Genomic DNA, 9,008 nt, shown 5'->3' with positions numbered 1-9,008 from the left:
CGCCAGCAGCTATTTCGATGGCGCCGAGCAAGGCGCCTGGAACCAGGTGCGAGCCGCCGCCAGGCTCTCGCGCCTCGGCTGCGACGCCTACGCCTACGCCATGGTTGCGGCGGGAACCCTGGACCTGGTGCTGGAGGCCGGGCTCGCCGCCTGGGACATCGAGGCGGCCATCCCGGTGATCGCCGGCGCGGGCGGCCTGGTCACCGACTGGCGCGGCCAGGAGCTCGGGGGCCGGCCGGCCGGGCGGGACTCGACATGGCGCGGCCAGGTCGCCATCGCCGGCGATCCCGCCTGCCTCGAGGCGGCGCTGGTCGCCCTGCGGAGAGCCGCCGCCTGAGACTGCAGCGCCTCAGGCCGTCGGCTTGCGCTTCGCCGGGGCCTTCCTGGCCGCGGGCTTGCGGGCGGCCGGCGTCTTGGCCGCCGCAGTCTTCTTGGCCGCAGGCGCCTTCCTGGCCGCCGCCGGCTTGGCCGCGGGCTTCTTCTTGGCGGGAGCCTTCTTGGCCGACGCAGGCTTGGCCGGGGCCTTCTTCACGGCCGGCTTCTTCGCTGCGGCCGCCTTCGCCGGGGCCTTCTTGGCCGCCGGCTTCTTCGCGGCGGATTTCCTGGCGGCCGGCTTCTTCGCCGCCGGAGCCGGAGCGGCCCTGGCCGCCGCCGTGGCCGCGACGGGGCTCGGCGCCGGCGTCGGAGCCACCGCCGTCTGGGGCGGCTCGGCGGGTTTCGGCGCCGTGCGCCCGGCCAGGGCGTCGAACGCCCGCAGGAAGATATTTCGCATGTCGTCGCTCTCCATCAGGATCTCGTGGTAGGCGCCGGGGACGTTGACGAACTTCCCCTGCGGCAGGTGGCGGGCGGCCGCCCTCTGGGCGGCGTTGTCGACTAGCCTGTCCTCTTCGGCCGAGAGGATGATCACCGGCGCGGTCACGCGGGCGAGCCGCTCGGGCTTCGCGAGCTCGGCCGTGGCGGTGAGCGCGAAATCGAGCCAGCCCCAGGTGGGCGAGCCGAGCGCCAGCTTCGGCTCGGCCTTGAGGAGCGCGCAGCCGCGGGCGTAGCGGCGCGGATCGTGCGTCAGCACATTGGTCTCGAAGATGTCGTCGAACGGCTTGCCCGGATCGTTCAGGATGTAGCGCTTGCCGCGCCCGAGAAGCTTGCTCAGGCCGACCAGGAGCTTCGCTGAGGCGAGGGAGCGGCCGCCGGTCTGCACGCCCAGCATCGGCGCGGAGAGGATCGCGGCGGCGAAGCGGTGCTCGCCGCGCGTCATGGCGAGCAGGGTCAGGCAACCGCCCATCGAGTGCCCCACCGCGATCCACGGCTTCGGCAGGCGCGCCTGGTAGGCGTCGAGCAGGATGCGGAAGTCCTCGAGAAAGGGCTTGGCCCCCTCGGCGTGCCCCTTCAGGGGATCGGCGAGCGCGCGATGCGACAGCCCCTGGCCGCGCCAGTCGTGGGCGAGCACGACGAAGCCGCGGTCGAGGAAGTCCTGGATGGCCTCGAAATACTTCTCGATCGCCTCGGTGCGGCCGCCGGAGAGCACGACGGAGCCGCGCGCCCGGCCCTTGGGCGTGAACAGCGCCGCGCGCAGCGGCGCCCCGCCAAGGCCCTCGAGCCAGGCGGGCTCGGCGCCCTCGGGGACCGGCGCTTCGGGGATGGCGATCAGCGGAGCGGGGTCGTCCATCAGCCGCGCGCCCGCTCGAACAGCGCCTGGATCTGCGGCCGAAGCTGCAAGGCCAGGCCCATGTCGGAGAGCTTCATTCGGCCGCTCATCATGGCGCGCACCGGATCGAGCTGCCCCTTGCCGATGGCCTCCAGATCGCGCTTGGCGAGGGTCACCACAAGGTCGGCCGGCCTGTCCTCATTGGTCACGGCGGCGCCGTCGATATGGATCACGCCCTCGCCCTTGAGGTCCAGCTTCACCGACTTGCCCATCTGCTTGTCGGCCGCTGCGGCGTGGCGGATGCGCTCCGTCAGCTCCTCCAGCGTCGCCATGCCCCCAAGGTGCTCCCGAATCACAGGAAAGCTTCACCTCGCCGGAAGGGGAAGTAAACCGCCGCAGCCGGGCGGAAGCGGCCTTCGCCCGGCGCAGCGTCATTCGGTCGCTCTCGCGCCGCGCGGCCCGGCCCGAAGGCCTTGACGGGAGCCCGCTGCCTTCCCACCTGAAATCGCGGAAGGCGCTGGATTTCCGGGCTTTCCGGGCGCGCGCAGCAAGGCCTCCGGCTTGCGAGGCACGCTCAAACCACAACGCAACCTTGCTTCAAGAAGAAGGATGTGAATCGCATGCGTACTATCGACTTCTCTCCCCTCTATCGCTCGGTCGTGGGCTTCGATCGCCTCGCCGACCTCCTGGAATCGGCGACCGCCGAAGCGGCGACCGGATATCCGCCCTACAACATCGAACGCACCGCCGAGAACGAATACCGCATCGAGATCGCGGTCGCCGGCTTCAAGCCGGAAGAGCTGAACGTCGAGGTCAAGGAGAACCTCCTGACCGTCCAGGGCCGCAAGGCGGCCAACGACGAGGACCGCAACTTCCTGCATCGCGGCCTGGCCGAGCGCAATTTCGAACGCCGGTTCCAGCTGGCCGACTATGTGGTGGTGACCAGCGCCGACCTGCGCGACGGGCTGCTGCAGATCGCCCTCAAGCGCGAGCTGCCGGAAGCGCTGAAGCCCAGGCGCATCGAGATCGGCTCGGGCAAATCGACCCTGATCGAAGGCGAGACCGCCGAACAGGCCGCCTGACGATCCGAACGCGTCCCTAGGCGGACGCACACGGCTGAAGCTGGGCGGCGCGGCCCTCCGCGCCGCCCTTTTCTTGCGCGGGCTCAGGCCGCCGCGAGCCCGCGGGCCGCTCGACGCTGGGCCTGGGAGAGCTCCACCGCCGCGAGCTTGGCGCCGGTGAGGTCGCAGCCCTTGAGCTCGGCGTCGGCGAGCAGCGCGCCGGTGAAGTCCGCGCCCGCGGCCGTGGCCGAGCGCAATCGCGCTCCGCTGAGGTTCGCGGGCGTCGAGCGGCCGCCGCCCAGCGGCAGCGGCGACAGCAGCGCCGCCGTCAACTCCGCCTTGGTCAGATCGGCGCCCGCCAGCTTGGCGCCTCGCAGATCGGCCTCGCGCAGCTGCGCGCCGCGCAGGTCGGCCGCCTCGAGGTCCGCGCCCTGCAGCTCGGTCCCGGACAGGTCGACGCCGACCAGGATGGCCCGCCTGGCGCTGATCGCCGTCAGCCTGAGCCCCTTCAGTTCCCCCGAGAGCGGCCGCAGGTCCTCGCCGTCGAGCACGGCCCGGCCGCCCTGCTTGCCGCCCGTGCGCACCCACTGGTCGTGGCCCTTGATGCCGGCGAGCAGTTGCTCGGCCCGGGTCAGGTCCGCCCGGCTGGGCGCCGCCAGAACGCGATCCAGCTTGGCGCCGGCGGTCTTGGCTTGGTCCAGCCTGGTGTCGGTCAGCACGGCCCCTTGCAGATCTGCGCCTTCGAGGTTGGCGCCCGAGAGCGCCGTCTTCTCGAGAAGCGCGCCGGCGAGGCTCGCGCCCCTCAGATTGGCGTCGATCAGGCTCGCGCCTCTGAACGAGCAGTCGGCGAAGTCGGTCCCCTGCGCGTAAAGCCCGTCCAGGCGACCGCCGTCCAGGCTCGCGCCGGCGAGGTTGGCCCCGTCGAGCTCGCCCGCGCGAGGCTCCTCGACCACCGCCGGAAAGCCCTTGCTCGGATGCGGCAAGGCGACCTTGCCGGGCCGCAGGTCGACTTCGGAGAGGTCGGCGTCGGTGAGATTGGCGGCCTGCAGGCAGGCGCCGCGCAGGTCGGCCCTGGCCAGCACCGCGCCGCGCAGATCGGCACCGCGCAGGTCGCAGCCGGCGAGGTTGGCGCCGATCAGGCGCGCGCCTGCGAGCTTGGCCCCGTCGAACACCGAGCCGCGCAGGTCAGCGCCCGACAGCTCGCGCCCGGAAAGGTCCAGCCCCGAGAAGTCCACGAACGGCAGGCAGGCGCGCTTGCCGCCCGGCTGGCCGGCGACCAGCCGGCCGTGGGCCGAGACGATCAGGTCGAGCTCGGCCGCGGTCAGCCGGCGGCGTCCGGCAAGGGCGGGTCTGGCCACCTAGAGTCTCGCGCGCGGGCTCAGACCACGTCCTCCAGGCCGAGCGCCGCGTGGCGCACGACGCCGGTGAAGTCGGCCTGGCGCATCAGGGCGCCGCGGAAATTGGCGCGGCTGACGTCGGCGTTCTTGAACACCGCGCGGCGCAGGTCCGCGCCCGTGAGATCGGCGAACTTCAGCATCGCGCCGGAGAGATCGCAGGAGAGCAGCCGGTCGGAGCCCAGGATCAGAGGCCCCATCTGCGCCTCGCGCAGGTCCGCGCCGGTGAGCTTGGCGCCCACCAGCCGCGCGCCGCGCAGGTCCGCCCGCCGCAGATTGCAGCTTCTGAAGTCGGCGCCGTCGAGATGCGCGCCCTGCAGCTGAACCCCTTCCATGTCGAGGCCGTAGAAGATCGCCTGCTTCGCGGAGAGCGCCGTCAGGTTGAAGCCGCGCACGCTGGAGAGCCCCCGCAGATCGGCTTTGTCGAAGGCGGAGGGACTGCCCTCCGCCCCGTCGGTCTCGCACCATCTGGCGTGCTCGCGCACCAGGTTGGCGTACTTCACCTGCTCGGCGGGGCGGCCCGTCGGCTCGTCGGTGAGCGCGCCGGCGAGATTGGCGTCGAGCACGTTCCAGCTCGCCGTCTTGGCGCCCACCAGGATCGCGTCGCGCAGGTCGGCGCCGGCGAGGTCCGCGCCCGACAGGTCCGCGCCCGACAGGTCCGCGCCGGTCATGGCGGCGTGCTTGAGGTTGGCGCGGACCAGCTTGGCGTCCTTCAGGACCGCGTCGGTGAAGTCGGCGCGCACCGCCATCACGCCGGAAAGCCGCGAGCGCTCCAGGTTGGCGCCGGCGAGGATCGCGCCCTGCACTTCGCCTGAGTTCAGGAAGGTGGTCTCCAGCCGGCGGAATCCGTAGTGGCGATCGGCGGCGGCGAGCACGCCCTCGCGCAGGTCGGCCTCAAACAGATCGGCGCCGGTGAGGTTGGCGTTGCGCAGGCAGGCGCCGCGCAGGTCGGCGCGGCGCAGCGACGCCTCGGCGAGGTCGGCGTCCTGCAGGTCGGTTCCGAACATGTTGGCGTGATCGAGCCTCGCGCCGTGCAGCCGGCAGGCGGCGAGCACCGCGCCGGTGAAGTCGGCATCGCAGAGGTTCTTGCCGGAGAGGTCGAGGCCGGTCAGATCGCACCAGGCGAAGACCGCGCGCGCGCCGCCCGGCCGCGAACTCCACAGCCGGTCGTGCTTGGCGCAAATGGCTTCCACCTCCGCCTGGTTCAGGCGGCGGACGACGAGGCTGCTGGCGGGCGCTGAAGGCATGGCGTCGGCTTCGCTGGGACTCCTTGCATCGGAAGCCTAGGACGCTGCGGATTAAGGATAGATTTCCAATGTTTAGCCTTTTGGCCTGACGGTGTTGGGCGGCCGGTAGGCGGCGTAGAGCGGCGCCGCCTCGGTGCTCAGCAACCCCAGGTCAACATCGAGGCCGGATGCACGCAGCCGCGCCAGCCCCTGGCCGGCGGCGTAGGGCGACGGATCCTCGCGCGCGATCGCCGCGCGCGCGACGCCCGCCGCGATCAGCCGCTCCGAACAGGAGGCCGCGCCGGAGGATCGCGCCCCGCACGGCTCCAGGGTGACGTAGGCCGTGGCGCCCCGGGCCGCCTCGCCGGCCTGGGCCAGCGCGACCTCCTCGGCGTGCGGCCGCCCGCCCTCGCCGGTCGCGCCCTCGCCGACCACCTGGCCGTCGCGCACGATCACGCAGCCCACCGCCGGGTTCTCGGCGGTGCGCCCGAGGCTCGCCCGCGCCAGGGCGATGGCGCGGCGCATGTGGGTTTCGTCTGCGTTCATTTCGTATGGCCGGGCAGGGCCTGGGCGCGCGCGCCGTCGAGGTAGCGCGCGGCGGTGGGCTTCAGGGACGCGGTCAGCTCCACCACCAGCGGATTGCCGGTCGGGATCTCCACGCCGACGATCTCCGCATCCGAGACGCCGAAGAGAAGCTTCACGATCGCCCGGATCGAGTTGCCGTGCGCCGCCACCAGCAGCGTCTCGTCGGCCGCCAGCCTTGGCGCGATCTCATCCTCCCAGTAGGGGCGCACGCGATCCAGCGTGGTCTTCAGGCTCTCGGTGCGCGGCAGGGCCGCGCCGGCGTAGCGCCGGTCGCGGGCGAAGTCGAAGGGGCTGTCCGCGGCCAGCTCCGGCGGCGGGACGTCGTAGGAGCGGCGCCAGATCATGACCTGCTCGGCCCCGTGCTGCTTCGCCGTCTCGGCCTTGTTGAGGCCGGTCAGGCCGCCGTAGTGGCGCTCGTTCAGCCGCCAGTCCTTGGTCTCGGGAACGTAGGCCTGGCCGGCCGCCCACAGGGCCAGCCAGGAGGTGCGGATCGCCCTGGTCAGCACCGAGGTGCAGCAGCGGTCGATGGCGATCCCGGCGGCCTTGATGAGCTCGCCCCCGCGCAGCGCCTCGGCCTCCCCCTGCGGCGTCAGGTCGACGTCGACCCAGCCGGTGAACCTGTCCTCCAGGTTCCACTGGCTCTGTCCGTGGCGCAGCAGGATGAGGATGGGCAAGGGCGCCTCCTGGCGATGGCTGGAGAGCGGCTAGGGCCGGGGGGGCCGTTCCGTCAAGCGTGCGCGCAATGGCCGAGGGCGCGCGGAGCCGCTATAGGAGCCTCGCATGCTCGATCGTCTCTACTTGCCGGCCCTCGGCGTCCTCACGATCCTCGTGGTGGCCCTGGCGCTCGTCTGGCCGCAGGGCCTGGGCGCGCGCTCGCCCGCCCCGTTTGGCCATACCCCCGTGCAGCAGACGCCCGCCATGCGCGCCGCCATGCAGCGCGAGCAGCTCGCCGCCCAGCAGCGGCTGCGGCAGGCGCGCGACGCCGTGCGCAACCTGCAGAACCAGGCGCTCAGCCCCTCGCAATGACCCTGCCCCGCCAAGCCTGCGCAGCGCGGCCCCTCCGAGCAGGCCCTGTCCTGCGACGCTCGTTCGGGAGCCAGGCGGGATGAGCGGCTTCGACGCCGTGGCGGTCGCCCGCCGCGTCCTGACCGTGGAGGGCGAGGCGCTCGGCCAGCAGGCCGGGGCGCTCGACGCGACATTCGCGCGCGCCGTGGACCGGCTGTTCGCCGCCAAGGGGCGGATCGTCTGCACCGGCATCGGCAAGTCCGGCCATGTGGCGCGCAAGATCGCCGCCACCTTCGCCTCCACTGGCTCCCAGGCGATCTTCGTCCACGCCGCCGAGGCCAGCCACGGGGACCTCGGCATGATCGCCGACGGCGACGTGATCCTGGCGCTGTCGAAATCCGGCGAGGTGCGCGAGCTCGCCGACGTGCTGGCCTACGCCAAGCGCTTCCGCATCCCGCTCATCGCCATGACGGCCGAGCCGCAGAGCGCGCTGGGCCGCGGCGCCGACGTGGTGCTCAGGCTGGCCGACGCCGCCGAGGCGACCTCGGAGGTCAACGCCCCCACCACCTCGACCACCCTGCAGATGGCGCTCGGCGATGCGCTCGCCGTGGCGCTGCTGGAGCGGCGCGGGTTCAAGCCGCAGGACTTCCACGTCTTCCATCCGGGCGGGAAGCTCGGGGCCATGCTGCGCACCGTGGGCGACCTGATGCATGGCGGCGAGGAGCTGCCGCTGGTGGGCGCCGATGCGCCGATGCGCGAGGCGCTCCTGGTGATGACCGGCAAGCGCTTCGGGATCGTGGGCGTCGTCGACGAGGCGCGCCGGCTGGTGGGCGCGATCAGCGACGGCGACCTGCGCCGCCACATCGAGGGCCTGCTCGACCGCACCGCGCTCGAGGTGATGACGCCCGGGCCCAGGAAGACCGTGCCGCCGGACATGCTGGCCTCCGAGGCGCTGGCGATCATGACCGAAGGCGGCGCGGCCGACGCGGGCGAGACCGCCCTGCCCCGCGTCACCGTGCTGTTCGTGGTCGAGGCCGGCCGGCCCGTGGGCATCCTGCACGTCCACGACCTGCTGCGCGCCGGGGTGATGTAGGCCGCGAAAACCAAGCCTCGCCCGAAGCGTTGGTGGCGTGGGGGCCGAGGGCCGACTAAACCCACTCTGCCAATCGCCTGGAGCCACGATGCTGCACGTCCCGCGCGCCGACCTCGTCCCCAACACGCTCGCCTTCGAGACCGAGCCGCTGGTCAAGGCGACGGGATTCCGCGAGTACGATGCGCGCTGGCTGTTCGGGCCGGAGATCAATCTGCTCGGCGTCCAGGCGCTCGGCCTGGGGCTCGGCAGCTACGTCCAGGAGCTCGGCCACCGCAAGGTCGTGGTCGGCCACGACTTCCGGTCCTATTCGCTGTCCATCAAGCAGGCCCTGACCCTGGGCCTGATGTCCGCCGGCTGCGAGGTGCTGGACATCGGCCTCGCGGTCACGCCGATGGCCTATTTCGCCCAGTTCGACCTCGATGCGCCGTGCGTCGCCATGGTCACCGCCAGCCACAACGAGAACGGCTGGACCGGCGTCAAGATGGGCGCGCAGCGTCCGCTCACCTTCGGCCCGGAGGAGATGGGGCGGCTGAAGGAGATCACGCTGGGCGGCCAGTGGAAGGCGCGCGACGGCGGCAAGCTGGTGCGCGTCGAAGGCGTCATGGACCGCTACATCGCCGATGCGGCGTCGCGGGCTGCGCTCACGCGGCCGCTCAAGGTGGTCTGCGCCTGCGGCAACGGCACCGCCGGCGCCTTCGCCCCGGACGCGCTGCGCCGCATGGGGGTGGCCGAGGTGGTCGAGATGGACACCGCCCTCGACTGGAGCTTCCCGAAGTACAACCCCAATCCCGAGGACCAGGTCATGCTGCACGCCATGGCCGAGGCCGTGCGCACGCACGGGGCCGACCTGGCGCTGGGCTTCGACGGCGACGGCGACCGCTGCGGGGTGGTCGACGACGAGGGCGAGGAGATCTTCGCCGACAAGATCGGCCTGATGCTGGCGCGCGACCTCTCGGCCCTGCACAAGGACGCCACCTTCGTGGTCGACGTGAAGTCCAC

Annotated in this window: 10 protein-coding genes and 1 pseudogene; 5 read left to right on the top strand and 6 right to left on the bottom strand. The window is 72.3% G+C overall.

Features of this window, described 5'->3' with window-relative positions; genetic code table 11:
* Positions 1-337: inositol monophosphatase family protein (locus VLI41_RS16790; protein ID WP_325269237.1), on the top strand; the 337-nt coding region annotated here is incomplete at its 5' end.
* 12 nt (positions 338-349) lie between these two features.
* Here the strand turns inward: VLI41_RS16790 and VLI41_RS16785 are convergent.
* Together VLI41_RS16785 and VLI41_RS16780 are read right to left on the bottom strand one after the other, a co-directional pair.
* Positions 350-1,666, bottom strand: a complete 1,317-nt coding sequence (locus VLI41_RS16785) for an alpha/beta hydrolase (protein ID WP_325269236.1) — start codon at positions 1,664-1,666, stop codon at positions 350-352.
* Positions 1,666-1,977 (bottom strand): SCP2 sterol-binding domain-containing protein, encoded by a 312-nt coding sequence (locus VLI41_RS16780; protein ID WP_325269235.1) that lies wholly within the window; start codon positions 1,975-1,977, stop codon positions 1,666-1,668. Before VLI41_RS16780 ends, VLI41_RS16785 begins: the two co-directional genes overlap by 1 nt.
* A gap of 288 nt (positions 1,978-2,265) precedes the next feature.
* Between VLI41_RS16780 and VLI41_RS16775 the strand changes: the two genes are divergently transcribed.
* A complete protein-coding gene (locus VLI41_RS16775) occupies positions 2,266-2,727 on the top strand; it encodes an Hsp20 family protein (protein ID WP_325269234.1) in 462 nt (153 codons plus the stop codon).
* 83 nt (positions 2,728-2,810) lie between these two features.
* Here the strand turns inward: VLI41_RS16775 and VLI41_RS16770 are convergent, their stop codons facing one another.
* The 4 genes from VLI41_RS16770 to gpmA all read right to left on the bottom strand — a co-directional run bounded on the left by VLI41_RS16770 (position 2,811) and on the right by gpmA (position 6,585).
* Positions 2,811-4,064: a pentapeptide repeat-containing protein gene (locus VLI41_RS16770; protein WP_325269233.1), complete on the bottom strand. Its 1,254-nt coding sequence runs from the start codon at positions 4,062-4,064 to the stop codon at positions 2,811-2,813.
* A 20-nt stretch (positions 4,065-4,084) separates the two neighbouring features.
* A complete protein-coding gene (locus VLI41_RS16765; protein ID WP_325269232.1) occupies positions 4,085-5,347 on the bottom strand; it encodes a pentapeptide repeat-containing protein in 1,263 nt (420 codons plus the stop codon).
* A gap of 72 nt (positions 5,348-5,419) precedes the next feature.
* Positions 5,420-5,872 (bottom strand): bifunctional diaminohydroxyphosphoribosylaminopyrimidine deaminase/5-amino-6-(5-phosphoribosylamino)uracil reductase RibD, encoded by a 453-nt coding sequence (locus tag VLI41_RS16760; RefSeq protein WP_325269231.1) that lies wholly within the window; start codon positions 5,870-5,872, stop codon positions 5,420-5,422.
* Positions 5,869-6,585, bottom strand: coding sequence for a 2,3-diphosphoglycerate-dependent phosphoglycerate mutase (gene gpmA / locus VLI41_RS16755; RefSeq protein WP_325269230.1), 717 nt, complete (start codon positions 6,583-6,585; stop codon positions 5,869-5,871). Before gpmA ends, VLI41_RS16760 begins: the two co-directional genes overlap by 4 nt.
* Before the next feature lie 106 nt (positions 6,586-6,691).
* Here gpmA and VLI41_RS16750 point away from each other — a divergent pair, with 106 nt between their 5' ends.
* From VLI41_RS16750 to VLI41_RS16740, 3 genes and pseudogenes are all read left to right on the top strand, one after another.
* Positions 6,692-6,937 (top strand): hypothetical protein, encoded by a 246-nt coding sequence (locus VLI41_RS16750; protein WP_325269229.1) that lies wholly within the window; start codon positions 6,692-6,694, stop codon positions 6,935-6,937.
* Positions 6,938-7,016: 79 nt separating this feature from the next.
* Complete coding sequence (locus VLI41_RS16745) at positions 7,017-8,009, top strand: KpsF/GutQ family sugar-phosphate isomerase (RefSeq protein WP_325269228.1); 993 nt, start codon at positions 7,017-7,019, stop codon at positions 8,007-8,009.
* 88 nt (positions 8,010-8,097) lie between these two features.
* Positions 8,098-9,008 (top strand): annotated as a pseudogene (locus VLI41_RS16740) (phosphomannomutase/phosphoglucomutase); the annotation flags it as partial.

Origin of the sequence: Phenylobacterium sp. (assembly GCF_035475775.1) — a bacterium.
GTDB lineage: Bacteria > Pseudomonadota > Alphaproteobacteria > Caulobacterales > Caulobacteraceae > Phenylobacterium.
The sequence above is the reverse complement of the archived record's forward strand: the minus strand, read 5'-3'. Positions and strand labels throughout refer to the sequence as shown.

Excerpts from the sequence above, each read along its gene's own strand:
- VLI41_RS16785 (WP_325269236.1), bottom strand. The coding sequence starts at position 1,666 with ATGGACGACCCCGCTCCGCTGATCGCCATCCCCGAAGCGCCGGTCCCC.
- VLI41_RS16780 (WP_325269235.1), bottom strand. The coding sequence starts at position 1,977 with ATGGCGACGCTGGAGGAGCTGACGGAGCGCATCCGCCACGCCGCAGCG.
- VLI41_RS16775 (WP_325269234.1), top strand. The coding sequence starts at position 2,266 with ATGCGTACTATCGACTTCTCTCCCCTCTATCGCTCGGTCGTGGGCTTC.
- VLI41_RS16765 (WP_325269232.1), bottom strand. The coding sequence starts at position 5,347 with ATGCCTTCAGCGCCCGCCAGCAGCCTCGTCGTCCGCCGCCTGAACCAG.
- VLI41_RS16760 (WP_325269231.1), bottom strand. The coding sequence starts at position 5,872 with ATGAACGCAGACGAAACCCACATGCGCCGCGCCATCGCCCTGGCGCGG.
- VLI41_RS16750 (WP_325269229.1), top strand. The coding sequence starts at position 6,692 with ATGCTCGATCGTCTCTACTTGCCGGCCCTCGGCGTCCTCACGATCCTC.
- VLI41_RS16745 (WP_325269228.1), top strand. The coding sequence starts at position 7,017 with ATGAGCGGCTTCGACGCCGTGGCGGTCGCCCGCCGCGTCCTGACCGTG.